Origin of the sequence: Subtercola sp. YIM 133946, assembly GCF_036553535.1 — a bacterium.
GTDB lineage: Bacteria > Actinomycetota > Actinomycetes > Actinomycetales > Microbacteriaceae > Subtercola.
In genome coordinates this window covers 24749-50308 of the sequence record NZ_JAZHPE010000015.1, presented here as the reverse complement: position 1 = coordinate 50308, position 25560 = coordinate 24749, and the positions used below count along the sequence as shown (strand labels likewise).

Below are 25560 nucleotides of genomic sequence, written 5' to 3'. Positions count from 1 at the left end.
GACGGCCGGTGCGCCATCGGCGGCGCCGTCGTCGATAATGGAACGATGGCAGGCGAACAGATTCGAACGCGCGAGACGCACAGCGGCCAGGCGCTGACGTACGCGGCGATCGGCGCGAGCCAGGCCGACGACCTGATGTACTACCCGCCGAAGGGCTTCCGTCCGTTCGAGGCTACCGTGCGGCTCGGCTCGGGCGTCGAACGGTTCGATTCGGCCGCCGAAGCCGTGCTCACCTGGGGAATCCAGCGCGGCAGCGGCCTGGCCGTCGAGAACATCGAGCTGCCGCCGTCGAGCGAGTCCGACTACGCCGGGCTGGTCTACGACGTCGACGGCAACCCGGTCGGCCCGCGCGAGTTCGACGAGGGGCACGTCTACACCGAAGACGGCACTCCTCACGTGGCGCCGGGGGTCACCGCCGAGCTCGTGGTGCACGTCGTCGGGGTGCGGTTCGTCGCCCCGGTGCGCGTGGTCTCGGTGACCAGCGACGAGCACCGCGTGGGTTTCGCCTACGGCACCCTGCCCGGGCATCCCGAGATCGGCGAAGAGAGCTTCATGGTCGAACATCGGCCCGACGACTCGGTGTGGGTGACCATCCGCAGCTTCTCGAAGCCGAGCACGTGGTACTACCGCCTGGCCGGCCCCCTCGTGCGCTGGCAGCAACGCAAGACCACCAAGCTCTACCTGCGTGCGCTGCTTCCCGCCCGTGCCTGACGCGGCGACCGCTGTGCCGCGTCGAATGGATGCCCGGGGCCGTCGCCGTGGGTAGCGCCCTGCCGCTCGGCGACCCCGCCCCGCCCGACGGTCTGCTGCCGGCCGGTACGGCCGAGCTCTCGCACGGGCATCCGTTCGGCGTGTACCTGCACGTTCCGTTCTGCCGGGTGCGTTGCGGATACTGCGACTTCAACACCTACACCTCGACCGAGCTGCGTGGCGCGAAACAGCTCGACTACGCGGGCCAGGCCATCCGCGAGGTCGGCTTCGCCGCGGGCGTGCTCGAAGGGTCAGGCGTCGATGCGCGCCCCGTCTCGACCGTGTTCTTCGGCGGCGGAACCCCCACCCTGCTGCCCGCCCACCAGCTCGTCTCGATGCTGCACGCGGTCGCCGACACCTGGGGCCTGGCCCCTGGGGCCGAGGTCACCACCGAGGCGAACCCCGACTCGGTCGACGCCCGGTATCTCGCCGACCTCGCCGCCGCCGGGTTCACCCGTGTCAGCTTCGGCATGCAGTCGGCCGTGCCGCGCGTGCTGCAGACCCTCGACCGCACCCACGACCCCGAGCGGGTGCCGCAGGTCGTCGGCTGGGCGCGGGATGCCGGGCTGCAGGTCAGCGTCGATCTCATCTACGGCACCCCGGGCGAGAGCCTCGACGACTGGAGCCGCTCGGTCGACGCCGCCATCGCCATGCAGCCCGACCATCTCTCTGCCTACGCGCTGATCGTCGAAGAGGGCACCAAACTCGCCCGCCAGATCAGGTCGGGCGTCTACCCCGAACCCGACGACGACCTCGAGGCCGACATGTACGAGCTGGTGGATGCCCGCCTCGGGGCCGCGGGCTACGAGTGGTATGAGGTGAGCAACTGGTCGCGCGCCTCGGCGGCACCGATCCCGCGCGTGGCCGCCCCGCCCGCCGACGCGCTCACCGGCCCGGCCACCCCCGCGACGGAGTACCGTTCGCGCCACAACCTCGCCTACTGGCAGGGCCACGACTGGTGGGGCGTCGGCCCCGGCGCCCACAGCCACGTGGGCGGAACCCGCTGGTGGAACGTGAAGCACCCGGCCGCCTACGCCGACCGCATCTTCGCCGGAGTGTCGCCGGCTGCGGGCCGCGAGACGCCCGACGCCGGCTCGCGCGAGATCGAGCGGGTTCTGCTGCTGGCGCGCATCCGTTCGGGGTTGCCGATCGCCTCGCTCGGGCCCGAGGCGAGCCGCGAGGTCGCCGGCCTGATCGCCGACGGCCTGGTGAACGCGAAAGCCGCCTTCGCCGGGTCGATTGAACTGACCCTGCGAGGGCGGCTTCTGGCCGATGCGGTGGTGCGTCGCCTCACCTGAGTGCGGCGACGCGGCCCGGGCGTCGCGCGGTGGCGCCGCCGGGCATCCGCAGCGCTACTTGATGAACTGGATCGTGCACCACTTCGGGTAGTAGTACAGCTCGCCCTTGTTGGCGGCGATGGCGGCGATGATGCTGAAGACCAGCACGATGATTCCCGCGGCGATGATGATGAAGATGCCGATGATGAGGAACGTCAGAATGCTGCCCACGACGTAGGCGATGAGCATCGTGAGCTGGAAGTTCAGCGCCGTCTTGGTGTGTTCGAGAATGAACTCGCCGCGGTCTTTCAGCACGAGGTAGCCGATCAGCGCCGGCAGGAAGCCGAAGATGATGCCGCCGACGTGGATGAGCGTGGCCCAGAGCCGCTGGTCTGAGGGGCTCATGGGCGGCTGGGCCGCGTAGCCGCCGACGGGCGGAGGGCCTGCGGGCGGGGGCCCCTGGGGTGGCACCGGTGGCCCGACGGGCGGCTGCCCGGGCGGGGGCGGAGGCGGGGTGGGAGGTACGTTCGTCATGTCAGTGCCTTTCGATTACTTGATCCACCGGTAGTTGAACGGATAGCGATAGGTGCCGCCGCCATTGACCCGTACTCCACCGATGATGGCGAACACGAGATTGACAATCAAGACCGCGACCCACACGAGCGTCAGCAGCAGGCCGAGAACGAACCCCAGAATCGGGATCACGCCGAGGATGGCCGAGAGGATGTTGACGATGACGATCACGCCGGTGACGTTGATCGTCCAGTTCAGGGCCTCCTTGCTCTCCTGGTTCACCAGCGGCCCGCGGTCTTTGAACACGAGGTAGATGATGAGGGCCGGAACGAGCAGGATGATGTTGCCGAAGTGGGCCAGACTCGCCCAGAGCTTGTCGTCGGCGGCCGAGAGGGGCGCGCCCGCGGCCGGCGCAGGGCCGGGCTGGTAGGGCGGCGGTTCGTTGGGGTCAGACATGGTCACAAGATAATGCCGACCTGTGACCTGAGGCAATGATATTTGCTCAGCGTGTCGGATACTCGGCGAAAGTCGTACGCCGTGGTGGCCGATATATAATTGGCACTCTGAACACTGGAGTGCTAAGCACCGGCACGAGGAAGGCAGGCAACGGCAGTGGTCTCTGAACGCAGCCTCGAAGTGCTTCGCGTGATCGTGCACGACTATGTGGCCTCCCGCGAGCCCGTCGGCTCGAAGTCGATCGTCGACAGGCACTCCTTCGGGGTGTCGGCCGCCACGATTCGCAACGACATGGCCCTGCTCGAAGAAGAAGAGTTGATCGTGGCCCCGCACACCTCGTCGGGCCGCATTCCCACCGACAAGGGCTACCGCCTCTTCGTCGACCACCTGGCCGACCTGAAACCGCTGTCGCCCGCCCAGCGGCAGGCCATCGAGACCTTTCTCGGCTCTTCGGTCGACCTCGACGACGTGCTCGCCCGCACTGTTCGGCTGCTCTCGCAGCTCACCCAGCAGGTCGCGCTGGTGCAGTACCCCTCGCTGTCGCAGGCGAAGGTGCGCCACATCGAACTCGTCGCACTGACCTCCACCCGCCTGCTGACCGTGGTGATCACCGACACCGGCCACGTCGAACAGCGCATCGTCGAGCTTCCGGTTGCTGCCGACGACGACTTCCTCGCGGATGTGCGGGCGCGCGTCAATGCGTCGGTCTCCGGCCTGGGGCTCGACGAGGCGGCCGCGAGGCTCGCCGTCTTCACCGAGCAGTTCGTGGCCGATCGCCGGGTATCCGTCGCCGTCATCGCGGCCACCCTGGCCGAGCAGGTCACCGCCAACCGGCAGGAGAAGCTCATCATCGCGGGGGCCGCAAACCTCGTGCGCACTGAGGGCGACTTCGCCGGCAGCATCCTTCCGGTGCTCGAGGCGGTCGAAGAGCAGGTTGTTCTGCTGCGGCTGTTCAGCGAGATGCAGGCCGACGAGCACGGCATCTCGATCAGCATCGGCCGTGAGAACGCTCCGTTCGGCCTCGCCGAGACCTCGGTGCTGGCCAGCGGTTACAGCTCGGCGGGCGGCGCGGTCGCCCGGCTCGGCGTGCTCGGCCCCACCCGCATGGACTACTCCAGCAACATCGCGGCCGTTCGCGCGGTCGCCCGCTATCTCTCGAAGAGCCTCGGCGAATCGTGATCATCTCGTGGTCGAAACAGCAGCGGTGATCCGCTTTCGGCCCGGCAACCCACCCAAACGCAAAGGAGAGGCCCTTCGTGGCTGACCACTACGACGTACTCGGTGTCGAACGCGACGCGAGTGCTGATGAAATCAAGAAGGCGTACCGTCGCCTCGCGCGCGAGCTGCACCCCGACGTGAACTCGAGCCCGGATGCCGAAGAGCGCTTCAAGGCGGTGACGCACGCCTATGACGTGCTGAGCGACCCCGGGCAGCGCCAGAGCTACGATCGCGGCCCGCAGGCCGGTTTCGGGGGCGGTGGCGCAGGCGCCCAGGGATTCGGCGGCTTCGGCGACATCTTCGAGACGTTCTTCGGCGGCCAGCAGGGCGGCCAGCGCGGCCCGCGCTCGCGTGCCGAACGCGGGCAGGACGCCCTGCTGCGCGTCGAGGTCGACCTCGGCGAGGTCATCTTCGGCACCCACCGCGACCTCGAGGTCGACACAGCGGTCATCTGCGAGACCTGCCACGGCTCGTGCGCGCAGCCGGGCACCTCTGAGGTCACCTGCGACATCTGCCACGGCACCGGCCAGATCTCGCGCACCGTGCGCTCGCTGCTCGGCAATGTGATGACCAGCTCGCCGTGCGGCACCTGCCGCGGCTTCGGCACGATCATCCCCGCGCCCTGCGTCACCTGCCAGGGCCAGGGTCGCGTCCGCGCGCGACGCATCATTCCCGTCGACATCCCCGCCGGCGTCGACACCGGCCTGCGCCTGCAGATGCCCGGCCAGGGCGAGGTCGGCCCCGCGGGCGGCCCGCAGGGCGACCTCTACCTCGAGGTGAAGGTGCGGCACCACGACGTGTTCAGCCGCAACGGCGACGACATCCTCTGCACCCTCGAGGTGCAGATGTGGGACGCGGTGCTCGGCACCACGACCACCGTCAACGCGCTCGACGGCGACGTCGAGATCGAGCTGAAGGCGGGCATCCAGAGCTCTGAGGTGGTCACGGTCAAGTCGCGCGGTGTGACCAAGCTGCGCGGCGGCGGCCGGGGCGACCTGAAGATCGGCATCCAGGTGGTGACGCCGACGAAGCTCGACCACAAGCAGAAAGAGCTGGTCAAGCAGCTGGCAGCCGCCCACAAGTACCCGGCCCCGTCGCTCGGGCAGTTCCAGCAGGGGCTGTTCTCGAAGCTGCGCGACCGTTTTCTGAACTGATGGCCTCGCTGTACCTGCGCGAAGACCTGCGCGACATTCCGCACGACGTCTCTGACGTCGTCTCGCTGCACGGCGACGAGCAGAAGCACGCCGTGAAGGTGAACCGGCTGCGCGTCGGCGAGGAGACCTCCATCGGCGACGGCCGCGGGCTGATGGTCACCGGGCCCGTCATCGCGGTCTCGAGCACCGTGCTGAGCATCGCGGTGACGCACGTGCTCGACGTTCCGGTGCCCGAGCTCTCGATCTGGCTCGTGCAGGCGCTCGCCAAGGGCGACCGCGACGAACTGGCCATCCAGGCGGCCACCGAGCTCGGCATCGACGGCGTGGTGCCCTGGGCGGCCGAACGGTCGGTGTCGCGCTGGGTGGGCGACAAGGTCGCGAAGGGCATCGACCGCTGGCGCAGTGTCGTGCGCGAGGCGACGAAACAGTCGATCCGTGCGTGGGTGCCCGAGGTGAGCGGGCTGCACACGACGAAAGAGCTCGTCGCCCTCGCCGAGCGCACCCGGGTGCTCATTCTCGAGCCCACCGCCGAGCATCCGATCAGCTCTGTCGACCTCGCCGCCGTCGCGCAGAGCGACATCGCGGGGGAGGGCGTCGCCCAGAACCCCGACAGCACCCTGCCCGACCTCGTGCTGGTCGTGGGCCCCGAGGGCGGCATCGCCGAACGTGAGCTCGACGACCTGACGAAGGCCGGCGCCACCGCCGTGCGGCTCGGGCCCGGCATCCTGCGCACCTCGTCGGCGGGGCCCGCGGGGCTCGCCGCGCTGAACGTGCTGCTGGGCCGGTGGTGACGACCGGGCGGTCTGTCAGCTGCTCACCTTAAGATGGACGACATGCCAGCTTCAACCGAGCCCTCCATCTTCAGCCGCATCGTCGCGCGTCAGATTCCGGCGACCATCGTGGCCGAGACCGAGCGCGTGATCGCGTTCGCCGACGTGGCACCCAAGGCGCCGGTGCACCTGCTGGTGGTGCCGAAGACCGAACAGTATGCGAACGTCGTCGAGCTGGCCGCGGGCGACCCCGGGCTGCTCGCCGAGGTGGTCGCCATAGCGAACGATGTCGCCGCCGAACACGCGGGCAGCGACTTCCGGCTCATCTTCAACACGGGCGAGGGGGCCGGGCAGACCGTCTTCCACGTGCACGCCCACGTTCTCGCCTGGCCCGACGGCGGCAGCACCACCGCGAGCGATGAGGGTTCACTTGCCACGTTCTGAGTCGTTAGCGAACGGTCGTGGCGCCGCTGCGCGCGCCGGCGCAGACCCGAGCGGCGGCGGCGCGCTCTCCGACGCGGTCATCCACGTCGACGGGCTCGCCATGGTGCGCCTGCTCGGCCCGCAAGACCGGCTGGTCACCCTCGTCGAGAAGCAGTACCCCACGGTGGGGCTGCACGTGCGGGGCAACGAGATCACCCTGCAGGGCCCCGAGGCCGATGTCGAGTCGGCGCACCGTCTGATCGACGAGCTCGTCGAGATGGTGCGAAACGGCAACGACGAGCTCACCGAGATCGAGGTGACGGCGTCGGCGCGGATGCTCGACTCCGGCAGCACGACCAGCCCGTCTGACGCGCTCGGCCAGCCCATCCTGAGCGCCCGAGGCCGAACGGTTCGGGCCAAGACGCTCGGGCAGAAGCAGTACATCGACGCGATCGATGAGAACACCATCGTGTTCGGCATCGGCCCGGCGGGAACCGGCAAGACGTACCTCGCCATGGCGAAGGCCGTGCAGGCCCTGCAGCGCAAAGAGGTCAACCGCATCATCCTGACCCGGCCCGCGGTCGAGGCCGGCGAGCGGCTGGGCTATCTGCCCGGTTCGCTGACCGACAAGATCGACCCGTACCTGCGGCCGCTCTTCGACGCCCTCAACGAGATGCTCGATCCCGAGGTGGTGCCGAAGCTCCTCGCGACGGGCACCATCGAGGTGGCGCCGCTGGCCTACATGCGTGGCCGCACCCTCAACGACTCGTTCATCGTGCTCGACGAGGCGCAGAACACGACGCCCGAGCAGATGAAGATGTTCCTGACCCGCCTGGGCTTCGGCTCGCACATGGTCGTCACGGGCGACATCACGCAGGTCGACCTGCCGGTCGGCACCAGCGGTCTGCAGGTCGTGCGAGGGGTGCTCGACGGCATCGACGACATCCACTTCGCCACGCTGACCAGCGCCGACGTGGTGCGGCACTCGCTCGTCGGCCAGATCGTCGACGCCTACACCGGGTACGAGCAGACGCAGCTGGCCAACCGGGCGCAGGCGGCTGCCCGCCGGGCGGCCGCGCAGGCCGCGCCCGCCGCCCCGACCGCCGCGCAGGCCGCGCCGGCCGCCCCGACCACCGCGCCATCCGCGGCCACCACCCAGGGAGACCCCGCATGAGCATCGAAGTCAACAACGAGTCGTCGATCCCGGTCGACGAGCAGGCGCTGTTGCGGTTGTCGACCTACGCCCTCGACCAGCTGCACGTGCATCCCGACGCCGAACTGGCGATCGTGCTGGTCGACGAGGCCGCGATGGAGCAGCTGCACGTGCAGTGGATGGACGAACCCGGCCCCACCGACGTGCTCAGCTTCCCGATGGACGAACTGCGGCCCGGTACGGAGGAGGCTCCCACGCCCCCCGGCCTGCTCGGTGACATCGTGCTCTGCCCGCAGGTGGCCGAGGCGCAGGCCCAGACCGCCGGCCACTCCACCCTCGAAGAGCTGCTGCTCCTCACCACCCACGGCCTGCTGCACCTGCTCGGCTTCGACCACGCCGAGCCCGCCGAAGAGAAAGAGATGTTCGGCATCCAGGGCGACATCCTGGTCGGCTTCGCCCTGACGGAGCGTCGCCGCCGAACATGAACTCCCTCTCGCTCGTCGGCCCGTTCATCGCAGTCGCCTTCGTTCTCGTCGTTTTCGGCGGCCTGTTCGCGGCGGCAGACTCGGCGATGGCCTCGCTGTCGAGGGCAGACATCCTCGAGCTGGCCGAGAACTCGCGCGCGCCCCGGTCGCTGCGTGCCATCGCCGAAGACACCGGCGCCCACATCAACGTGGTCAACTTCGTGCGCGTCGTCGTCGAGACCTCGGCCGCCGTGCTGGTCACCATCGCGCTGGCGTTCAGCCTCGACGAGATCTGGCTCGCGCTGGTGCTGTCGATCCTCATCATGACGGGTGTCTCGTTCGTGCTCGTCGGCTCGAGCCCGCGCAGCGTGGGGCGCGTGCACTCGCGCATCGTGTTGCGGCTCACCGCCGTTCTGGTGCACCTGCTGCGCGTTCTGCTCGGGCCTGTAGCGAACGCCCTCGTCGCCATCGGCAACCGCGTCACGCCGGGCCGCCCGCGCTCGGCCACCTTCTCGTCTGAAGAGCAGCTGCTCAGCATGGTCGACGAGGCCACCGAGCTCGACGTGCTCGAAGAAGACGACCGCGAACTGATCCACTCGATCATCGAGTTCAACGACACCGTCGTGCGCGAGGTGATGATTCCGCGCACCGACATGGTCACGGTCGAGCAGGGCGCCACCGTCGGCCAGAGCATGGGCCTCTTTCTCAGCCGCGGGGTGAGCCGGATGCCCGTGGTGGCCGACGACGTCGACGAGATCACGGGCATCCTGTACCTGCGCGATGCCGCGCGGCTCAGCCATGAGAAGCCGAAGAAGGTCGACGTGGTCACGGTGGCAGAGCTGGCCAAGCCGGCCCTGTTCATCCCGGAGTCGAAGAAGGTCGACGACACACTGCGCCAGATGCAGCTCGAATCGAACCACCTGGCCATGGTCGTCGACGAGTACGGCGGAATCGCCGGTCTCGTCACCCTCGAAGACCTCATCGAAGAGCTGGTCGGCGACATCTCCGACGAATACGACCGAGAGGTCGTCGAGGTCGAAGAGCTGTCGTTCGGCGTCTACCGGGTCAGCGCCCGGCTGCCGGTCGACGAGCTCGGCGAGCTGTTCGGCCTCGAGCTCGACGACGACGACGTCGACTCGGTCGGCGGTCTGCTCGGCAAGGCGCTCGGCCGGCTGCCGGTGCAGGGTTCGGTCGCCCACACCGCCGGGCTCACCCTCACGGCCGAGCGAACCGACGGCCGCCGCAAGCGAATCAGTACAGTGATCGTGCAGCGTGACGCGACCACGGCGGCGCCCGAGAACGTGAGCACCGACACCCGGCCGCAGACCCTGGCCGCGCCGAAGCGCCAACCCGAACCACGGAAACAGCCCGAAAAGGGGTCAGTATGACCGGCTCAGACTTCATCTCAGCACCCGGCTTCCGAGCCGGCTTCATCTCGTTCGTCGGCCGGCCCAACGTGGGCAAGTCGACGCTCACCAACGCGCTGGTCGGCGAGAAGGTCGCCATCACCAGCTCGAAACCGCAGACCACCAGGCGGGCGATCCGCGGTATCGTGCACCGCCCCGACGGCCAGCTCATCCTGGTCGACACCCCGGGTATGCACCGCCCGCGCACGCTCCTCGGCGAGCGGCTGAACTCGGTGGTGCAAGACACGCTCGGCGATGTCGACGTGATCGGCTTCTGCGTGCCCGCCGACGAGAAGCTCGGCCCGGGCGACAAGTTCATCAACGAGCAGCTCGACAACTTTCCCCGCGCGAAGAAGGTCGCCATCGTCACGAAGATCGATGCCGCCTCACGCCCCGCCGTGGCGGAGGCCCTGCTGGCGGTGTCGCAGCTGCGCGACTGGGAGGCGATCATCCCGATCTCGTCGACCAGCAACCTGCAGCTCGACATTCTGACGGCCGAACTGATCAGGCTGCTGCCCGAGTCAGACAAGCTGTACCCCGACGACCAGAAGACCGATGAGGGCCTCGAGTCGCGGGTGTCAGAACTCATCCGCGAGGCCGCGCTCGAAGGCGTGCAAGACGAGCTGCCGCACTCCATCGCCGTCACCATCGACGACATGATCGAGCGTGACGACCGCGACCTGGTCGAGATCTACGCGAACCTGTTCGTCGAGCGCGACAGCCAGAAGGGCATCATCATCGGCAAGTCGGGGGCCCGGCTCGGCGAGGTGGGGGCCAGGGCGAGGGCGTCGATCGAGCCGCTCGTCGGCAAGCAGGTGTTTCTGAGCATCCGGGTCAAGGTGGCCAAAGACTGGCAGCGCGATGCGAAGCAGTTGGGCAGGCTCGGGTTCTGATCGGATTCGGCGACGGTCGGTCGGCGCCCTGGTTTCGATACGCGACTTCGTCGCTACTCAACCCGCGGGCACGCCGGTTGAGTAGCGCAGCGTATCGAAACCGGACTTCGTCGCTCCTGGGCCCGCGGGCTCGCCGGTTGAGTAGCGCAGCGTATCGAAACCGCACTTCGCCGCTCCGGGCTCGCCGGTTGAGTAGCGCAGCGTATCGAAACCGGACTTCGCTCACGACTTTCACCGCTACCCTGTAATCGTGGCTTCAATGACTATCGACAACCCTTTCGGGCAGGTGCTCGTCGCCCTGGTGACTCCGTTCACCGCCGACGGCGAGGTCGACTGGGCCAGTGTCGAGAAGCACATCGACACAGTCATCACCGACGGGGCCGACGGCATCGTCGTGTCGGGCACGACCGGCGAGACGTCGACGCTCACCGACGCCGAGAAGATCCGGCTCGTCGAGGTCGGCAAGTCGGTCGCCGACGGCCGCGCCAAGATCATCACGGGCGGCGGCTCGAACGAGACCGCGCACGCCATGCAGCTCGCGAAGCAGAGCGAGAAGGCGGGCGCCGACGGCAACCTCGTCGTCACGCCGTACTACAACAAGCCCACGCAGGCGGGGGTGCTCACGCACTTCCGCATGATCGCCGACGCGACCGACCTGCCGGTCATCCTGTACGACATCCCCGGTCGCACGGGCATCCCGATCAGCTACGACACCATTCTGCGCGCCGCGAAGCACCCGAACATCATCGCCATCAAAGACGCCAAGGGCGACTTCAGCGAGGTGAGCCGGGTGCTCAACCAGACCGACCTGATGTACTTCTCGGGCGACGACTCCAACGTGCTGCCGCACCTGTCGATCGGCGCGACGGGGCTGATCGGCGTCACCAACAACATCGCCGCCCGCCCCTACCGCATCATGATCGACGCGGTGAATGCGGGCGACCTCGCCACTGCGACCGCCATGCACCAGACGCTCGAGCCGCTCGTTCGCGCCACCATGACCCATGTGCCCGGAACGGTCGCGGCCAAGTACATCCTGCACGGCCTCGGGCGCATCTCGAGCCCGCGCGTCAGGCTCCCGCTCGTCGGCCCCGAAGAGTGGGAGGCGGCGAAGATCGAAGACGAAATCGACCTCGTGCGCAGCATCCCCGGGGTCTCTTTCAAGAACTTCCGCCCTGATCGCAACGCTGCTGCCGGTGGCGCGCTGCCGAAAATTCCGGGCACCACGCGCGAATGACGCGCGCTGGTCCAGACACCGAATTTGTGAAATAGGAGGGCATATGCCCAACGCCGTATACGAACCACAGAAACTCACCAGCGATACGCTGCGCATCATCCCCATCGGCGGTCTCGGCGAGATCGGTCGCAACATGACCGTCTTCGAGATCAACGGCAAGCTGCTCATCGTCGACTGCGGGGTGCTCTTCCCCGAAGAGACCCAGCCGGGCGTCGACCTCATCCTGCCCGACTTCTCGCTGGTGCGGGGGCGCCTGAACGACGTCGTCGGCATCGTGCTCACGCACGGCCACGAAGACCACATCGGAGCGGTGCCGTACCTGCTGCGCCTGAAGAACGACATCCCGCTGATCGGGTCGGGGCTCACCCTCGCGCTCGTCGAGGCCAAGCTCAAAGAGCACCGCATCAAGCCCTACACCTTCCAGGTCGAAGAGGGCCAGACCGAGCACCTCGGCCCGTTCGAGCTCGAGTTCGTCGCGGTGAACCACTCGATTCCGGATGCTCTGGCTGTCGCCATCAAGACCGCCGCAGGTGTCGTGCTGCACACCGGCGACTTCAAGATGGACCAGCTGCCCCTCGACGACCGCATCACCGACCTGCGCGCCTTCGCCCGCCTCGGCGAGGCCGGCGTCGACCTGTTCCTCGTCGACTCGACCAACGCCGACGTGCCCGGCTTCACGCCGTCAGAGCGCACCATCGGCCCCGTGCTCGAGAACGTCATCGCACACGCTCCGCGCCGTGTCATCGTCGCGAGCTTCTCCTCGCACGTGCACCGGGTGCAGCAGGTTCTGGATGCCGCACAAGCCAACGGCCGCCGAGTGGCCCTGCTCGGCCGCTCCATGGTGCGCAACATGACCATCGCCGCCGAGCTCGGCTACCTCAAGGTGCCCGAGGGAGTGCTGGTCGATTTCAAGAAAGCCGGCGACATCCCCGACGACAAGATCGTGTACATGTCGACCGGTTCGCAGGGTGAGCCCATGGCGGTGCTGTCGCGCATGGCCAACCTCGAGCACCAGATCGAGGTCGGGCCCGGTGACACGGTCATCCTCGCCTCCTCGCTCATCCCGGGCAACGAGAACGCGGTCTACCGCGTGATCAACGGCCTCACCAAGCTGGGCGCGACGGTCGTGCACAAGGGCAACGCCAAGGTGCATGTCTCCGGCCACGCCGCGGCCGGTGAGCTGCTCTACTGCTACAACATCCTGCAGCCGAAGAATGTGATGCCGGTGCACGGCGAATACCGGCACCTGGTCGCCAACCAGAAGCTCGCCATCGAGACGGGTGTGCCCGAGCAGAACACGATCATCGCCGAAGACGGCACCGTCGTCGACCTGCGCAACGGCGTGGCACGGGTCGTGGGCCAGTACGACCTCGGTTTCGTCTACGTCGACGGCACCAGCGTCGGCGAGATCACCGACGACGACCTCAAAGACCGCCGCATCCTCGGCGAAGAGGGTTTCATCTCGATCATCGTCGTCGTCGAGGCCGGCACCGGCCGCATCGTCGTCGGCCCCGAGATCCACGCCAAGGGCTTCGCCGAAGACGAGTCGGTCTTCGACAAGGTGAAGCCGAAGATCGCGGCAGCCCTCATGGAGGCCGTGGGCAACGGCACCAACGACACGCATGCGCTGCAGCAGGTCGTTCGCCGCACCGTCGGGCGCTGGGTCAACACCTCCTTCCGTCGTCGCCCCATGATCGTGCCGGTCGTCATTGAGGCCTGACCGAATACGCGTTCAGTCTGGCGAAGTGGCTGGGTGCGAGGACTCCGAATCGTCAACCGCGGTGCTCGCCGCGGAATCCAGCGGCGGGTTCGGAACGGTGTCAGTTCAGACAACTGTTTCGAATCCGCGGATGAATTCGGCTCCCTTCACGCATCCGTTGGTGGTCATCGGGGCCTGATCGAATCTGTGTCGGATGTCGCGTAATGAATGGACCTGATTCGATTGTCTGTCAGTAGAGGCTTTCGAAGGGGGTTCTCATGACAGTCAGAAGTCGCACCCGGATCGGTTTTGTCGGATTGGCGACATCAGCCGCCGTCGGTCTCTGGTTCGGCTCAGCGTCGAGCTCAGGGGCGTCGACGTCGTCGACCACGCCGCTCTCACGTTCACGGTGCCGAGTGATCCCTACGGTCATGGGATCGACCTCTACGGTTATTCCATCACCAACATCGGAACTCTCCAGTTGTCGGACTTCTCGTTCGAGACGGTGTGCAGCGACGGCACGAGCTGCCCAGTGGCCGGTCGGGCGGGCGCCGATCCCGGCCAAATCACCTTTCGCGATAGCATCCCCGACTCTGAAATCGGAAGGACGTGCACGCTTTTCGTCACGGTCGATCAGGTCTACCGCGCGATCCAGCTCACCAATCTCGGCTCTTTCGCGCTTCACACCCCGAATGTGCACATCTCCGGAGCACTGGTCACCGTAGTTCCGCCCGGACGCGGTCAGCAGTACTGACGCGGTGCGAGCTGACGCGGAGGCGAGCGTCCCGTGGGGGGTGCGGCTGCGTGACGGGGTGCGGCTGTGTGACGGGGTGCGGTCGGCGTCGCTGTAGTCGCGTAATGAATGCGGCCGTCGCCCCTCTCTCTGTGTAGACGATCCTTCACAGAAAGAGCCCCCATGTACCCACCGCCCTCCGCGTTCCCACACCTCACCGCGCTCGGTTCCGCTGACAAGCCAGGACGCGCCTCACGCCACGCGGGCGCGGTTGTTCGAGGGCGCGCCCGCGTCGTGGCCGCATCAGCTCTGCTGGGTCTCGTCGCGGTTACTGGCAGCCAGGTCGTCGCCGGCACGGCCCTCGCCGACCCAGCCACGCCGCCGAGCACCGTCATCAACACGACGCTGCCGACGTGGGGCAACCCCCAGGCGCACTACCTCAACATCTACGGAGCCATCGGGGGATTGCGGGCATCCGACAGCCTTGCCGGCTACGCCATCTTCGTGACCTGCGACGATCTCAACAGCTACTCGGTCTCGCTGCAGCGCGTGTCCAGCCCGCCGCTGCCCGACGGCTCGACGGCGATCAGCACCCTCCTGTCGATCCCGCCCGTCGAAGAAGGCCACACCTGCCGCATCCAGACCACCGCACCCCTGGGCCGCGAGGTGCGCCTCAGTACTACCGGCTGGTCGCCTGCCGCCTACGGCTACTGGTCGCTCGCGCTCTCGGGCTCAGTGCTCGCGGTGCCAGTCGTCGTGCCGCCGCGCGGCGGTGCGTACTGACAGTGTGAGGAACTCGCGTAATGGATTCAATTGATCTGTATCTCTCAGGTAAGACCTCCTGAAAGGACAAATTATGACCTCCGCACTTCGCAAACGAATTACAGCTGTTAGCCTCACGGGTGTGGCGGCGATCGCGCTCGCTTTCGGCGGCGCAGCTGCCGCTCACGCCGATGGTGCGCCGACAACGGGCTACCCCAATCTCGGCTACGTCACGTTTTCCGTTCCCGACCCAGGTGCCGATGATCGCACCTATGCCTCGCTCGAGGCAGACATATTCGTCCGCAACGCGTCCAGCATCGACATTTCTGCTCATATTTCCTGCAACGACGAGATTTCCTATCCGGTCAGTGTGCGCGCCAGCTCTGGCGCCCTCACCTTGCTGGCGCATCTCCCATTGCCCGAAGTCGGCCATGTCTGCTTCCTGTCGGCGAACACCCGAGACGGCCGAACTGTCGCGTTCAGTCAGGCTCAGGTGACCCGGCTCGACGACCACAGGATGGGAAGCTTGATCTGGGGCCAGTTGGTGACGGTCGTGCGGCCGCGAGGCGGTGCGTACTGAGCGGCAATCGGCGGCCAGCCGGAGCGGCTACCGCCCGAACGGGTGCGGCGACAGTAGCGTAGGCGCATGGCTACGAGTACCAGGTCGAACTCACGCGCCCGCGGCGCGGGAGCGGCGAAGAGCGGTGCCGCGGCGGGTGGTGGCGCCAGCGCGCGCAAACCCGCGAACCGAACTGCGCCGACCACTGTGCAGAAGACGCTGAAGTATCCGGTCGAAGAGCAAGGCCCCGGCCCGTTCGGCGCCATGTACCTCGGCCTCGCGCACCTGGTGGGCGGCGCCGCACGCGCCTTCGGGCACGAGAAGCTCGCCAAGGAGGAGCGCCGCGACGGCTTCCCGTTTCTGCTGGTGCTGCTGGCGATCGCGGGCGCGGTCGTCGAGTGGTTCTTGGTGGCGAACCCGGTGGCGAACCTGCTCGACGCCTACACGTTCGGCGGCCTCTTCGGCAAGGTCGCGTATGCGCTGCCGGTCGTCATGTTCCTGCTCGCCATCTGGCTGTTCCGGCATCCGAACTCCGTTAACGACAACGGCCGCATCGGCATCGGCCTGGGCATCCTGCTGCTCAGCGTGTCGGGGCTCTGTCACGTGTTCAGCGCCCAGCCCTCGCCGGCCGACGGCATGGAGGCCCTCGCCGACGCCGGGGGAGTGCTCGGCTGGGTGATCGCCGCCCCGCTGGTGCTGATCACGACGTCGATCGGCGCAACCATCCTCATCTCGCTGCTGCTGATTCTCTCGCTCTTCATCATCACGAAGACGCCGCCGAACAAGCTCGGGTCGCGCATCCGCGAGCTGTACACGTACCTCTTCGGCGCAGCGTTCGGCGAGGCTCCTCAGCCGCGCGAACCCCGCGATGCCGCAGAGGCGAAGGCTGCCCGATCGGCGAAGGCCGACAAGAACACGTCGACGGATGACCTGCAGCTCGACTTCGAAGACGTCGACGATTCGCTGCCGTGGTGGCGCCGCAACAAGAGCGGTCGCGAAGAAGACCCGGCCTTCGACAGCCCGATCATTCCGACGACCGCGGTCGACAACACCGTCGTCGACCGTACGTTCGTCGAAGACCGCACTCCGGCAACCGAGGTCATCGACAGCACGGCGAGCTTCGGCGCGTCGGTGCTCGACGACATGGAGGCGGCCGAGAACGCCGTGAAGCGGTTCACGGGCGAGATCCTGCCGGGCTCGAAGACTGCCACGGGCATCCGCGACGACTCGGCGACCGACACCACGGCCTCATTCACCGGCGTGCTCTTCGGGTCTGGCGCGGCAGCTGGCGCTGGCGCGGCCGCTGGTTCGGCGACCGCCGCCGGTTCGGGCGTGGGCGCGGCCGCCACCCTGCCCGGCATGGGCGCCGACCAGAGCGCCACTGGCGTCGTGGATGACCGCTTCCTCTCCCTCTCCGAGGTGAAGGAGCAGGAGGCGCAGAACTACTCGCTGCCCCCGGCCGCCTCCCTGTCGCTCGGCGAGCCCTCGAAGGCGCGCTCCCAGGCGAACGATGACATCGTGGCCGCGATCACGAACGTACTGCAGCAGTTCCAGGTCGACGCCAAGGTCACCGGGTTCTCGCGCGGCCCGACCGTCACGCGCTACGAGATCGAGCTCGGCCCGGGCGTGAAGGTCGAGCGGGTCACGGCGCTCAGCAAGAACCTCTCCTACGCGGTCGCCAGCAACGAAGTGCGCATCCTGTCGCCCATCCCGGGCCGCAGCGCCATCGGCGTCGAGATTCCGAACACCGACCGCGAGATCGTCGTGCTCGGCGACGTGCTGCGCTCGGCGAAGGCGACCAACGACCTGCACCCGATGACCATCGGTGTCGGCAAAGACGTCGAGGGCAAGTTCATCATCGCGAACCTCGCCAAGATGCCCCACCTCCTGGTGGCCGGCTCGACCGGCTCGGGCAAGTCGAGCTTCGTCAACTCGATGGTCACGAGCATCCTGATGCGCGCCAAGCCCTCCGAGGTGCGCATGGTGCTCATCGACCCGAAGCGCGTCGAGCTCACGGCCTATCAGGGCGTACCGCACCTCATCACGCCCATCATCACGAACCCGAAGAAGGCCGCCGAAGCGCTGGCCTGGGTCGTGAAGGAGATGGACATGCGCTACGACGACCTCGAGAGCTTCGGCTTCAGGCACATCGACGACTTCAACCGCGCCGTTGTGAACAACGAGATCATCCTGCCCGTCGGCAGCCATCGCGTGCTCAAGCCGTACCCGTACCTGCTGGTCGTGGTCGACGAGCTCGCCGACCTCATGATGGTGGCGCCGAGAGATGTCGAAGACTCGATCGTGCGCATCACACAGCTGGCCCGGGCATCCGGAATCCACCTCGTGCTCGCCACGCAGCGCCCGTCGGTCGACGTCGTGACGGGGCTCATCAAGGCAAACGTGCCCTCGCGGCTCGCGTTCGCGGTGACGAGCGTCACCGACTCGCGGGTCATCCTCGACCAGCCGGGTGCCGACAAGCTCATCGGGCAGGGCGACGCGCTCTTCCTGCCGATGGGCGCGTCGAAGTCGATCCGCGTGCAGGGCGCGTGGGTGAGCGAGAGCGAGATCGAGAAGGTCGTTCAGCACGTCACCCGGCAGGCGCGGCCCGAGTACCGCAATGACGTGACCGTCGCGGCGGTCAGCAAGCAGATCGACTCCGACATCGGCGACGATCTCGAGGTGCTGCTGCAGGCCGCCGAGCTCGTCGTGAACACGCAGTTCGGTTCGACGTCGATGCTGCAGCGCAAGCTGAAGGTCGGCTTCGCCAAGGCGGGGCGCCTGATGGATCTCATGGAGTCGCGCGAGATCGTCGGCCCCTCCGAGGGTTCGAAGGCCCGTGACGTGCTTGTGAAGCCCGACCAGCTGCCCGAGGTGCTCGCCATGCTGCGGGGGTCGGATGCCGTGAGCCCCGGTGCTGGCGGTGCCGGCGGTTCGGCACAGCACTCCGCTCCGTCACAGGCCGCCGTCTCTGCGGAGTCTGCACAGATGTCGTACTCCGACCCTCTCGCCGAGCCCGGCCCCGGCTATCCTGAAGAAGAGGCGGCATCTGACGAAGACGCGTGGGGCCTCACCGGCAGAGAGTAGTACCCATGACCGTTCCAGGCGATCCCGGCGCTTCGGCGCCCACCCCGGCGTCCACTCCAGCGAAGAACAGCAACTGGAACCTGCCGAATGCCATCACCATCGTGCGCATCCTGTTGGCACCGGTGTTCTTCATCATGCTGCTGGCCGACAACGGCTCCGACGGCCTGCTGCGCTACCTCGCCGCCATCCTCTTCGTGGTGGCCATCGCCACCGACGGCGTCGACGGCCACCTCGCGCGCAAGAACAACCAGGTGACCGACCTCGGCAAGATTCTCGACCCGATCGCCGACAAGGTGCTCACGGGGGCCGCGCTGGTGGGCCTGTCGATTCTGAACGAACTGCCGTGGTGGGTGACCATCATCATCCTGATCCGCGAGATCGGCATCACGGTGTGGCGGTTCGCGGTCATCAAGCGGAGGGTCATCCCGGCCTCGCGCGGCGGCAAGCTGAAGACGCTGGCGCAGTCGTTCGCGATCTCGTTCGCCCTGTTCCCGTTCTCCACGTTGTTCGGCGGGTCTGACCCGGTCGTGATCACGTTCAACGTGATCAACATCGTGCTCATGTCGATCGCGTTCATCCTGACCGTCATCACCGGCATCGACTACCTGATCCAAGACCGCAAGCTCAACAAGGGCACTCCCGCGGGCACCGCTGCCGCATGAGTGAGACTGACGACGACGGCGTCGACCTCACGGCGCGCCTCATCGCCGATCTCACCCGCCGCGGTGAGACGGTCGCCGTCGCCGAATCGCTGACCGGCGGCCTGCTCGTGGCCGAGCTGATTCGTGTGCCCGGCGCGTCGACCGTCGTCTGGGGCGGGGTCGTTGCGTACAACACGGCGATCAAGGCGTCGGTGCTGGGCGTCGACTCGAACCTGTTGCGCAGTCACGGCGCCGTGCATCCGACGGTCGCGGTTCAGATGGCCGAGGGGGTTCGCCACGCCCTCGCCATCGACGGATCGCCGGCCAGCATCGGTATCGCGACGACGGGCGTGGCCGGCCCCGACCCGCAAGACGGGCAGGCGCCCGGAATCGTGTACATCGGCCTTGCGATCGGTGACGACTCGTGGAGCTTTGACCTGCATCTCGAGGGCAGCAGAGACCAGATCAGGGCCGCAGCGGTCAGCGAGGCCGTGCGAATTCTGCGCACGAAGTTCTGAGATTCGAGGCCCCGATGTTGCGTGGGAATGACTCAGGTTTCAATCTCGTTACACCTGGTGTCATTAACAAGCAAAGTCCAGTCTTCGTCGTTTAGAGTTTGTGCAACGGGCGAGTAGTGTTACTAACCCGATTCATCACCGTTCGACTGAGATAGACACGCAAGGAGGCTCCAATGATTTTAGTTCGTCAAGAGATCGGCGACGTGCTGCGGGACTTCCGTCTTCAGAAGGGCAGAACCCTTCGCCAGGTGGCCAGCAAGGCCAGCGTCGCACTCGGGTACCTCAGTGAGGTCGAGCGTGGCCAGAAAGAAGCCTCGAGCGAAATCCTCGCCTCTGTCGCAGAAGCACTCGACACCCCTATCTCGGTCATCATGCGCGAGGTCGGCGATCGACTCGCCGTCATCGAAGGCATCGACACGATTCCTGACACCGTGCCCGACGACTTCGTCGCAGGTTTCGACGCGCTCGCTGCCCGCTGACCCCGGTTTCATCTCGTCTCGTATGCTCGCCGATTCGTCGGCGAGCATACGTCTTTCACACAGTTAGGTTCTGCTGCATCCGTGCGCCTCAGTGAATTCCGTCAGGCCGTGGCCGATGAGTTCGGCCCCTCGTACGGGCGGGTGGTGACCGGCGACCTCGTTCTCGACGAGTTCTCGGGCCACACCGCCGAACAGGCCCTCGCGGCCGGTGAAGACATCCGCGGTGTCTGGCTCGCGCTGTGTCGTGCGGCCGACGTGCCGCAGAGTCGCTGGTACGGCGTCGGGCTGCCGCAGCCCCGGCAGTAGCGGCGCCCCTCTTCGTCTTTATCTTCGAATCGGGCGACACGCCGCACGTTTCTCTCGAATGTATGTTCGGGTCTTGCTAGTGTGCTCCACAGCAGAGTTTTTCGTGCGTTCTCCACAGAATGGATGCCCGTCGGCAGCAGTGTCGGTGGTGATTCCTATCGTGGTGAGGGTAAGAAACACAAAGCGAATATGCCTTGTCGTCAGCCGCATCGAGACATGACCACGAACCCGTGGCGTGACTCGAGGGCAGGCGCGACAGCCTATAGGCGCACCGAACCGCGGCGCAGGGTCGACGAGGGCTGACAGCCTCTTCGAACCAAGGCGAGCACCTGATTGAAGGAGACCAGCAATGCCCTCAGACGCTACTCGTGAGAAGGCTCTCGAAACAGCTCTCGCCCAGATCGACCGCCAGTTCGGCAAGGGTTCGGTGATGCGCCTCGGCAGCGACGAGCGCGCGCCCGTCGAAACCATCTCGACCGGCTCGATCGCCCTCGACGTGGCGCTCGGCATCGGCGGGCTTCCCCGGGGCCGCATCGTCGAGATCTACGGCCCTGAGTCGTCGGGTAAGACCACGCTCACCCTGCACGCCATCGCCAACGCCCAGCGAAACGGTGGCATCGCCGCCTTCATCGACGCTGAGCACGCGCTCGACCCCGAGTACGCAAAGAAGCTCGGCGTCGACATCGACTCGCTGCTCGTGTCGCAGCCCGACACCGGTGAGCAGGCGCTCGAGATCGCCGACATGCTGGTGCGCTCGGGCTCCATCGACCTCATCGTCATCGACTCGGTGGCCGCGCTCGTACCCCGCGCCGAGATCGAGGGCGAGATGGGTGACTCCCACGTCGGCCTGCAGGCCCGCCTGATGTCGCAGGCGCTGCGCAAGCTGACCGGTGGTCTCAACCAGACCAACACCACGATGATCTTCATCAACCAGCTGCGCGAGAAGATCGGTGTGTTCTTCGGCAGCCCCGAGACCACCGCCGGTGGCAAGGCGCTGAAGTTCTACGCATCGGTGCGCCTCGACATCCGCCGCATCGAGACCCTGAAAGAGGGCACCGAGGCCGTGGGTAACCGCACCCGCGTCAAGGTCGTCAAGAACAAGATGGCGCCGCCCTTCAAGCAGGCCGAGTTCGACATCATCTACGGCATCGGCATCTCGCGCGAGGGCAGCCTCATCGACTTCGGCGTCGAGCACGAGATCGTGCGCAAGTCGGGCGCCTGGTACACCTACGACGGCGAACAGCTCGGCCAGGGTAAGGAGAACTCGCGCCGGTTCCTGAAAGACAACCCCGAGGTCGCCGTCGAGATCGAGAACAAGATCAAGACGAAGCTCGGCCTGCTCGAAGACCCGAACGCCCCGAAGCTGGCTGCAGCCGAGATGGGTGGCACTGTCGAAGCGCTGGCCCCGAAGATCGCCGCACGAAAAGGGGCGTAGGCCATGACGGCGAAGGTCACGTACCTTCCCGGCGTGGTGGGTGCCACCACGCCGGCCGGCGGCGCCGATGGTGTCGATTTGAGTCGTCTCGTTGCCGATCGAGCCTCGAATCGGGCCGGGATCGATCGAGCCTCGAATCGGGCGGGTATCGATCGAGCCTCGAATCGGGCCGGTATCGATCATGTCGAGGTCGACGATGACATCGATGATCTCGGCGGTGACCCGCCCATGACCGAAGGCGAGCGCGCGGCGCACCTTGAGAACATCGTGGTGCGCGCGCTCGCCCGCAAGTCGCTCTCCGAGTGGGAGGTGACTCGGCTGCTCGCGGCGAACGGTGTCGACGAGAGCGAATTCGAGATCTTCCTCGACCGCTACCGCGAGAACCGCTATGTCGACGACTACGACCTCGCCGAGACGCTCGTCGAGTCGCTGCACCGTCGCAAGGGCCTCGGCCGGTCGCAACTCAAGTACGAGCTCGCGACCCGGCACATCCAGCCCGAGATCATCAGTGCGGCGCTCGAGTCGCTCGACGACGACGATGAGCTGCAGCGCGCCATCGAGCTGGCAGAGAAGCGGGCACCCTCTCTCGCCCGGCTCGATGCCGAGACAGCGGAGCGCCGTCTCACGTCGTTCCTGATGCGAAAGGGCTACCCGTCGGGCGTCATCCGCACCGCCGTCACGACGGCCCTCACCCCCCAGCCCCGCGGCGTTCGCTTCCGCTGAGCCTCCGCAGCGGGCCGGCCGGCAGCGGCCGGTGCGGTTCCGCTGCCGTCTACCTGACAATCGCCACGACGGCCAGTCGCAACCACCACGGCGGCCGATCGCGGTCGTACGGCACTCCAGCAGCGGGCCGACCGTAGACTAGAGCCACTATGAGCAGCATCAGCACACGCACGGGCAGCACCGCGAGCAGCACGACTCACCTGGGTGTGGGTTCGTTGGGTTCGGGTGTGCTGACGGCCGGCACCCGCCGCACCGGCGCTGAAGCCGTACCCATCTCTGTCGAGGCGCCCACCATCATCGCCCCCTCGCCGGCTGCACGCGAAGAGTCCGGCCGCGTGCGAACGTACGAGGTGCGCACCTACGGCTGCCAGATGAACGTGCACGACTCCGAACGCCTGAGCGGCTCGCTCGAGGCCGCCGGGTACGTGCGTGACGAGTCGGGCGAGCCCGACGTGGTCGTCATCAACACCTGTGCGGTGCGCGAGAACGCCGACAACAAGCTGTACGGCAACCTCGGCTACCTCGGTTCGGTGAAGAAGCGCCACGAGGGCATGCAGATCGCCGTGGGCGGCTGCCTGGCCCAGAAAGACAAGTCGGTCATCCTGTCGAAGGCGCCGTGGGTCGACGTGGTGTTCGGCACCCACAACATGGGTGCGTTGCCCAGCCTGCTCGAACGCGCACGGCACAACGGCGAGGCCCAGCTCGAGATCCTCGATTCGCTCGAAACGTTTCCCTCAACGCTGCCGACCAAGCGCGATTCGAGCTACGCCGGCTGGGTGTCGATCTCTGTCGGCTGCAACAACACCTGCACGTTCTGCATCGTGCCCGCCCTGCGCGGCAAGGAGAAAGACCGCCGCCCGGGCGAGGTTCTGCGTGAGATCCAGACGCTCGTCGACGACGGCGCCATCGAGGTCACACTGCTCGGCCAGAACGTCAACTCCTATGGGGTCGAGTTCGGCGACCGCCAGGCCTTCAGCAAGCTGCTGCGCTCTGCCGGCCAGATCGAGGGCCTGGAGCGCATCCGCTTCACCAGCCCCCACCCCGCGGCCTTCACCGATGACGTGATCGACGCCATGGCCGAGACCCCCTCGGTGATGCCGCAGCTGCACATGCCGCTGCAATCGGGCTCCGACCGCATCCTTCGGGCGATGAAGCGCTCCTACCGGTCAGAGAAGTTCCTCGGCATCCTCGACCGAGTGCGAGCACGCATGCCGCACGCCGCCATCAGCACCGACATCATCGTGGGTTTCCCCGGCGAGACTGAAGAAGACTTCCAGGAGACGTTGCGGGTGGTCGAGCAGGCACGGTTCGCCACGGCCTTCACCTTCCAGTACTCGATCCGCCCCGGCACGCCGGCCGCGACGATGGCCGACCAGGTTCCGAAGGAGGTCGTGCAAGAGCGGTACGAACGTCTCGTCGCTCTGCAAGACCGCATCGCCTGGGAGGAGAACGAGAAGATCGTCGGCCGCCAGGTCGAGCTGCTGGTCGCCAATGGTGAGGGCCGGAAAGACGCCGACACGAAGCGCCTGAGCGGCCGGGCCGAAGACAGCCGGCTGGTGCACTTCGAGGTTCCCGACGGCGAAACCCCGCCCCGCCCAGGCGACATCGTCTCTGTCGTGGTCACCAGCGCCAAGCCGTACTACCTCATCGCCGACGCCACCGGCACGTTCAGCGTGCGGCGCACGCGGGCCGGCGATGCGTGGGAACGCGAGCAGAGCGACTCCTGTGCGGTGCCCACGACGAGCGGCTCGGCGTCGGGATCCGCCGTGGGCCCGGTGAACCTCGGCCTGCCGTCGCTGCGCGTCGTCTCCGCCTGAGTCAGTGACGCGCGATCCGGTGTCGTCCGATCCGGCGTCACCTGAGCACGTGTCGCCTGAGCCGGCAGCACTCGAGATAGCGTCGGCCGGGCCGGTGTCGCACGAGCCGGTGTCGCCCGACCCCATGCGACGCTCCGCTTCTGACGCGGGCATCCTCACCATCGTCGGGGCCACCGGCACCGGCAAGTCCGACCTGTCGCTCGATCTCGCCGAACGCCTGGCCGCCGAGGGCCGGCCCGCCGAGATCGTGAACGCCGACGCCATGCAGCTCTACCGCGGCATGGACATCGGAACGGCGAAGCTGGCGCCAGACGAGCGGCGCGGCATCCCGCACCATCTGCTCGACGTTCTCGACCCGAGCGACGAGGGTTCGGTCGCGGCCTACCAGGTCGAGGCCCGGGCCGCCATCGACGACATCATCGGCCGGGGCGCGGTGCCGATTCTGGTGGGCGGCTCTGGGCTCTACATCAGTTCTGTCATCTTCGACTTCCGGTTTCCGGTTCGCGATGCGGCGGTTCGTCAGGCGCTCGAAGACGAGCTCGAACGTCTCGGAGTCGGCATGCTCTACCGACGGCTCGCCGAGGCCGATCCGACCTCGGCCGCGGCCATCGGTGCGCACAACGGCCGACGAATCGTACGGGCGCTCGAGGTGATCGAACTCACTGGTGTGCCCCTCAGCGGACAGTTGCCCGACAAACCGGCGCCGTGGCGCCCGTCGACCATCATCGCGCTCGAGCACCCACGCGACCTGCTCGTCGAACGGCTCGACGCCCGCGTCGAGCGCATGTGGTCGGCAGGCCTCGTGGCCGAGGTGGAGGGCCTCGTGCCGCTCGGGCTCGAACACGGAGTCACCGCTCGCCGCGCCATCGGGTACGCACAGGCCCTGGCGCAGGTGCACGGCACCGCCACCCAGGCCGAGGCCGTCGCCGAGGCACAGGCCCTCACCCGTCGGTACGCCCGGCGTCAGGTGAGCTGGTTCCGGCGCTACCGAGACGCGCAGTGGATGCCCGCGGCCGGCCCGCACCTGGCCGACACCGCCCTCGCCGCCTTCCACGCCGCAGTACCCCCACCGCCGAGCCCCTAGGCTTGA

The 25560-nt window shown here is 67.2% G+C and carries 26 protein-coding genes; 23 read left to right on the top strand and 3 right to left on the bottom strand.

The window, feature by feature from the left end; genetic code table 11:
* Window positions 1–45: 45 nt before the first annotated feature.
* Window positions 46–711, top strand: coding sequence for a DUF1990 family protein (locus tag V3W46_RS04825; RefSeq protein ID WP_331781956.1), 666 nt, complete (start codon window positions 46–48; stop codon window positions 709–711).
* A gap of 47 nt (window positions 712–758) precedes the next feature.
* Window positions 759–2048, top strand: coding sequence for a coproporphyrinogen-III oxidase family protein (locus V3W46_RS04820; protein ID WP_331782044.1), 1290 nt, complete (start codon window positions 759–761; stop codon window positions 2046–2048).
* Window positions 2049–2102: 54 nt separating this feature from the next.
* Here the strand turns inward: V3W46_RS04820 and V3W46_RS04815 are convergent, their stop codons facing one another.
* Both V3W46_RS04815 and V3W46_RS04810 read right to left on the bottom strand, forming a co-directional pair.
* Window positions 2103–2561 carry a DUF4870 domain-containing protein gene (locus tag V3W46_RS04815; protein ID WP_331781955.1) on the bottom strand — a complete coding sequence of 153 codons (459 nt, stop codon included), beginning with the start codon at window positions 2559–2561 and terminating at the stop codon, window positions 2103–2105.
* 15 nt (window positions 2562–2576) lie between these two features.
* The gene (locus V3W46_RS04810) at window positions 2577–2996 is read right to left on the bottom strand and encodes a DUF4870 domain-containing protein (RefSeq protein WP_331781954.1); all 420 of its coding nucleotides are present in this window, start codon (window positions 2994–2996) and stop codon (window positions 2577–2579) included.
* 156 nt (window positions 2997–3152) lie between these two features.
* Here V3W46_RS04810 and hrcA point away from each other — a divergent pair, with 156 nt between their 5' ends.
* The 10 genes from hrcA (at window position 3153) to V3W46_RS04760 (ending at window position 13434) form a co-directional block, all read left to right on the top strand.
* On the top strand, window positions 3153–4175 hold the full coding sequence (gene hrcA / locus V3W46_RS04805) for a heat-inducible transcriptional repressor HrcA (RefSeq protein WP_331781953.1): 1023 nt from the start codon (window positions 3153–3155) through the stop codon (window positions 4173–4175).
* A gap of 77 nt (window positions 4176–4252) precedes the next feature.
* Complete coding sequence (gene dnaJ, locus V3W46_RS04800; RefSeq protein WP_331781952.1) at window positions 4253–5368, top strand: molecular chaperone DnaJ; 1116 nt, start codon at window positions 4253–4255, stop codon at window positions 5366–5368.
* The gene (locus tag V3W46_RS04795) at window positions 5368–6159 is read left to right on the top strand and encodes a 16S rRNA (uracil(1498)-N(3))-methyltransferase (protein ID WP_331781951.1); all 792 of its coding nucleotides are present in this window, start codon (window positions 5368–5370) and stop codon (window positions 6157–6159) included. Before dnaJ ends, V3W46_RS04795 begins: the two co-directional genes overlap by 1 nt.
* 42 nt (window positions 6160–6201) lie before the next feature.
* The gene (locus V3W46_RS04790; protein ID WP_331781950.1) at window positions 6202–6582 is read left to right on the top strand and encodes an HIT domain-containing protein; all 381 of its coding nucleotides are present in this window, start codon (window positions 6202–6204) and stop codon (window positions 6580–6582) included.
* Window positions 6557–7735 (top strand): PhoH family protein, encoded by a 1179-nt coding sequence (locus V3W46_RS04785; RefSeq protein WP_443069932.1) that lies wholly within the window; start codon window positions 6557–6559, stop codon window positions 7733–7735. Before V3W46_RS04790 ends, V3W46_RS04785 begins: the two co-directional genes overlap by 26 nt.
* Window positions 7732–8199, top strand: a complete 468-nt coding sequence (gene ybeY / locus V3W46_RS04780) for an rRNA maturation RNase YbeY (protein WP_331781949.1) — start codon at window positions 7732–7734, stop codon at window positions 8197–8199. The genes V3W46_RS04785 and ybeY overlap by 4 nt, the downstream gene beginning before the upstream one ends.
* Window positions 8196–9566, top strand: a complete 1371-nt coding sequence (locus V3W46_RS04775) for a hemolysin family protein (protein ID WP_331781948.1) — start codon at window positions 8196–8198, stop codon at window positions 9564–9566. The genes ybeY and V3W46_RS04775 overlap by 4 nt, the downstream gene beginning before the upstream one ends.
* The gene (gene era, locus V3W46_RS04770; RefSeq protein WP_331781947.1) at window positions 9563–10477 is read left to right on the top strand and encodes a GTPase Era; all 915 of its coding nucleotides are present in this window, start codon (window positions 9563–9565) and stop codon (window positions 10475–10477) included. The genes V3W46_RS04775 and era overlap by 4 nt, the downstream gene beginning before the upstream one ends.
* 259 nt (window positions 10478–10736) lie before the next feature.
* Entirely contained in the window at window positions 10737–11714 is a 978-nt protein-coding gene (dapA, locus tag V3W46_RS04765) for a 4-hydroxy-tetrahydrodipicolinate synthase (protein ID WP_331782042.1), read from the top strand.
* Between the two features lie 43 nt (window positions 11715–11757).
* Window positions 11758–13434, top strand: a complete 1677-nt coding sequence (locus tag V3W46_RS04760) for a ribonuclease J (RefSeq protein ID WP_331781946.1) — start codon at window positions 11758–11760, stop codon at window positions 13432–13434.
* Window positions 13435–13663: 229 nt separating this feature from the next.
* On the opposite strand, the gene V3W46_RS04755 is transcribed toward V3W46_RS04760, so the two are convergent.
* Complete coding sequence (locus tag V3W46_RS04755) at window positions 13664–14098, bottom strand: hypothetical protein (RefSeq protein WP_331781945.1); 435 nt, start codon at window positions 14096–14098, stop codon at window positions 13664–13666.
* Window positions 14099–14440: 342 nt separating this feature from the next.
* On the opposite strand from V3W46_RS04755, the gene V3W46_RS04750 reads away from it, so the two are divergent.
* From V3W46_RS04750 to miaA, 11 genes are all read left to right on the top strand, one after another.
* A complete protein-coding gene (locus tag V3W46_RS04750; protein WP_331781944.1) occupies window positions 14441–14929 on the top strand; it encodes a hypothetical protein in 489 nt (162 codons plus the stop codon).
* Window positions 14930–15002: 73 nt separating this feature from the next.
* Entirely contained in the window at window positions 15003–15488 is a 486-nt protein-coding gene (locus V3W46_RS04745; protein WP_331781943.1) for a hypothetical protein, read from the top strand.
* 66 nt (window positions 15489–15554) lie between these two features.
* Window positions 15555–18551, top strand: coding sequence for a DNA translocase FtsK (locus V3W46_RS04740; protein WP_331781942.1), 2997 nt, complete (start codon window positions 15555–15557; stop codon window positions 18549–18551).
* A gap of 5 nt (window positions 18552–18556) precedes the next feature.
* Window positions 18557–19213: a CDP-diacylglycerol--glycerol-3-phosphate 3-phosphatidyltransferase gene (pgsA, locus tag V3W46_RS04735; RefSeq protein ID WP_331781941.1), complete on the top strand. Its 657-nt coding sequence runs from the start codon at window positions 18557–18559 to the stop codon at window positions 19211–19213.
* Window positions 19210–19710 (top strand): CinA family protein, encoded by a 501-nt coding sequence (locus tag V3W46_RS04730; protein ID WP_331781940.1) that lies wholly within the window; start codon window positions 19210–19212, stop codon window positions 19708–19710. Before pgsA ends, V3W46_RS04730 begins: the two co-directional genes overlap by 4 nt.
* A gap of 173 nt (window positions 19711–19883) precedes the next feature.
* Window positions 19884–20189 (top strand): helix-turn-helix domain-containing protein, encoded by a 306-nt coding sequence (locus tag V3W46_RS04725; protein ID WP_331781939.1) that lies wholly within the window; start codon window positions 19884–19886, stop codon window positions 20187–20189.
* 81 nt (window positions 20190–20270) lie between these two features.
* Window positions 20271–20495 carry a DUF3046 domain-containing protein gene (locus V3W46_RS04720; RefSeq protein WP_331781938.1) on the top strand — a complete coding sequence of 75 codons (225 nt, stop codon included), beginning with the start codon at window positions 20271–20273 and terminating at the stop codon, window positions 20493–20495.
* Between the two features lie 349 nt (window positions 20496–20844).
* On the top strand, window positions 20845–21930 hold the full coding sequence (recA, locus tag V3W46_RS04715) for a recombinase RecA (protein ID WP_331781937.1): 1086 nt from the start codon (window positions 20845–20847) through the stop codon (window positions 21928–21930).
* Window positions 21931–21933: 3 nt separating this feature from the next.
* Window positions 21934–22653: a regulatory protein RecX gene (locus V3W46_RS04710; RefSeq protein WP_331781936.1), complete on the top strand. Its 720-nt coding sequence runs from the start codon at window positions 21934–21936 to the stop codon at window positions 22651–22653.
* Between the two features lie 149 nt (window positions 22654–22802).
* Complete coding sequence (gene miaB / locus V3W46_RS04705; RefSeq protein ID WP_443069931.1) at window positions 22803–24470, top strand: tRNA (N6-isopentenyl adenosine(37)-C2)-methylthiotransferase MiaB; 1668 nt, start codon at window positions 22803–22805, stop codon at window positions 24468–24470.
* Window positions 24471–24594: 124 nt separating this feature from the next.
* Window positions 24595–25554 carry a tRNA (adenosine(37)-N6)-dimethylallyltransferase MiaA gene (gene miaA / locus V3W46_RS04700; protein WP_331782040.1) on the top strand — a complete coding sequence of 320 codons (960 nt, stop codon included), beginning with the start codon at window positions 24595–24597 and terminating at the stop codon, window positions 25552–25554.
* Window positions 25555–25560 lie beyond the last annotated feature (6 nt).

Coding starts and splice junctions, on each gene's coding strand:
- dapA (WP_331782042.1), top strand. CDS start 10,737: ATGACTATCGACAACCCTTTCGGGCAGGTGCTCGTCGCCCTGGTGACT.
- V3W46_RS04775 (WP_331781948.1), top strand. CDS start 8,196: ATGAACTCCCTCTCGCTCGTCGGCCCGTTCATCGCAGTCGCCTTCGTT.
- V3W46_RS04825 (WP_331781956.1), top strand. CDS start 46: ATGGCAGGCGAACAGATTCGAACGCGCGAGACGCACAGCGGCCAGGCG.
- era (WP_331781947.1), top strand. CDS start 9,563: ATGACCGGCTCAGACTTCATCTCAGCACCCGGCTTCCGAGCCGGCTTC.
- recA (WP_331781937.1), top strand. CDS start 20,845: ATGCCCTCAGACGCTACTCGTGAGAAGGCTCTCGAAACAGCTCTCGCC.
- V3W46_RS04710 (WP_331781936.1), top strand. CDS start 21,934: ATGACGGCGAAGGTCACGTACCTTCCCGGCGTGGTGGGTGCCACCACG.
- V3W46_RS04745 (WP_331781943.1), top strand. CDS start 15,003: ATGACCTCCGCACTTCGCAAACGAATTACAGCTGTTAGCCTCACGGGT.
- V3W46_RS04785 (WP_443069932.1), top strand. CDS start 6,557: ATGAGGGTTCACTTGCCACGTTCTGAGTCGTTAGCGAACGGTCGTGGC.
- V3W46_RS04795 (WP_331781951.1), top strand. CDS start 5,368: ATGGCCTCGCTGTACCTGCGCGAAGACCTGCGCGACATTCCGCACGAC.
- V3W46_RS04760 (WP_331781946.1), top strand. CDS start 11,758: ATGCCCAACGCCGTATACGAACCACAGAAACTCACCAGCGATACGCTG.
- V3W46_RS04740 (WP_331781942.1), top strand. CDS start 15,555: ATGGCTACGAGTACCAGGTCGAACTCACGCGCCCGCGGCGCGGGAGCG.
- ybeY (WP_331781949.1), top strand. CDS start 7,732: ATGAGCATCGAAGTCAACAACGAGTCGTCGATCCCGGTCGACGAGCAG.
- miaA (WP_331782040.1), top strand. CDS start 24,595: ATGCGACGCTCCGCTTCTGACGCGGGCATCCTCACCATCGTCGGGGCC.
- miaB (WP_443069931.1), top strand. CDS start 22,803: ATGAGCAGCATCAGCACACGCACGGGCAGCACCGCGAGCAGCACGACT.
- V3W46_RS04725 (WP_331781939.1), top strand. CDS start 19,884: ATGATTTTAGTTCGTCAAGAGATCGGCGACGTGCTGCGGGACTTCCGT.
- V3W46_RS04790 (WP_331781950.1), top strand. CDS start 6,202: ATGCCAGCTTCAACCGAGCCCTCCATCTTCAGCCGCATCGTCGCGCGT.
- V3W46_RS04815 (WP_331781955.1), bottom strand. CDS start 2,561: ATGACGAACGTACCTCCCACCCCGCCTCCGCCCCCGCCCGGGCAGCCG.
- V3W46_RS04810 (WP_331781954.1), bottom strand. CDS start 2,996: ATGTCTGACCCCAACGAACCGCCGCCCTACCAGCCCGGCCCTGCGCCG.
- V3W46_RS04730 (WP_331781940.1), top strand. CDS start 19,210: ATGAGTGAGACTGACGACGACGGCGTCGACCTCACGGCGCGCCTCATC.
- pgsA (WP_331781941.1), top strand. CDS start 18,557: ATGACCGTTCCAGGCGATCCCGGCGCTTCGGCGCCCACCCCGGCGTCC.